The organism is Burkholderia sp. SIMBA_062, assembly GCF_046534765.1.
GTDB lineage: Bacteria > Pseudomonadota > Gammaproteobacteria > Burkholderiales > Burkholderiaceae > Burkholderia > Burkholderia ambifaria.
Genome location: NZ_JAWRYD010000086.1, coordinates 1 through 1,322, shown reverse-complemented (window position 1 = coordinate 1,322; position 1,322 = coordinate 1). Strand labels below are relative to the sequence as shown.

Annotated in this window: 1 protein-coding gene and 1 other annotated feature; the gene reads right to left on the bottom strand. The window is 60.8% G+C overall.

The genetic code is table 11. The features are described 5' to 3' along the window. Positions 1 to 34: 34 nt before the first annotated feature. Positions 35 to 1,272 (bottom strand): IS3 family transposase gene (locus SB786_RS35450; protein WP_410731471.1). Its coding sequence is split into 2 segments (ribosomal slippage): positions 35 to 981 and positions 981 to 1,272, totalling 1,239 coding nucleotides; the frame shifts between segments, so codons are not numbered across the junction. Beyond that, positions 875 to 991, bottom strand: a sequence feature (AL1L pseudoknot). (Overlaps the previous gene by 117 nt.) Positions 1,273 to 1,322 lie beyond the last annotated feature (50 nt).

Sequence of the window (1,322 nt, the reverse complement as noted above, 5' to 3'; positions counted from 1 at the left end):
TGAACCGCACCGGGAATCGTGGAGGCTGGTTGGTTTAAGTTAATGCAGGCACGTCAGCGGTATTTCCGAGTTGCCTGTAGTAGTTTGCCTCAGCCTCAGCGGGCGGAATATAGCCGAGCGGTTCCATCAGCCGATGACGGTTGTACCAGGCCACCCATTCCAGCGTTGCCAGTTCGACGGATTCCCTCGTTTTCCAAGGGGCGCGCCGATGAATCAGTTCCGTCTTGTACAGGCCGTTGATCGTTTCAGCCAGTGCATTGTCGTAGCTGTCGCCCCGGCTGCCAACCGACGGTTCGATGCCAGCCTCGGCCAGCCGTTCGCTGTAGCGAATGCTGACGTATTGGGACCCTCTGTCGGAGTGGTGAATCAACGTTCTGTCCTCGCCCGGCTGGCGGGCGTACAGCGCCTGTTCAAGTGCATCCAGCACGAAGTCCGTGGTCATCGACGAGCTGACGCGCCAGCCAACGATACGACGGGCAAACACGTCGATCACGAATGCCACGTACAGCCAGCCTTGCCAAGTCGAGACATACGTAAAATCCGACACCCAGAGCTGATTTGGTCGATCGGCCTTGAACTGCCGGTTGACCCGGTCCAGCGGGCGCGGCGCGCTCACATCGGGAATCGTCGTGCGAACACGCTTACCGCGAACTGCGCCTCGCAAGCCCTGCAGTTTCATCAGCCGCCCGACCGTGCAGCGTGCCACCGCAATGCCTTCCCGGTTCATCTGTTTCCAGACCTTCGGCACGCCGTAGACCTGCATGTTGGCCTGCCAGACACGCTTGATTTCCGGTTGCAGAAGCTCATCGCGTTTCGCGCGGGCGCAGCGTTTGGACGGATCGCGAAGCTGCGCAGCATGGCGTCGGTAGCCCGACGGGGCAATCCGCAAGACCTTGCAGATCGGCTCGACCCCGAAGGTGTCGCGATGCTGATCAATGAAGGCCTTCAGGACTTGAAACGGCGGTCGAGCTCCGCCTGGGCGAAAAATGCGCTCGCCAGTTTGAGAATCTCGTTGGTCCGGCGCAGTTCCTTGACCTCGCGCTCCAGGGCCTTGATGCGTTCACGCTCGACCGTGCTTACGCCATCGCGCTCCCCGCGATCGACCTCGTCGCGTTTGACCCAATCCAGCAGCGTCTGCGGCGTACAGCCGATCATCGGCGCTATCGATTGGACCGCTGCCCACATCGACGGGTGTTCGCTACGCTGCTCGCGCACCAGGCGCACTGCGCGCTCCCGGACTTCCGGGGAAAACTTGCTTGGCTTCTTGTTCATGGCTCCATTCTCTCAAGAGTTGGAGCCTCCACAAAATCCGGTGCGGTTCA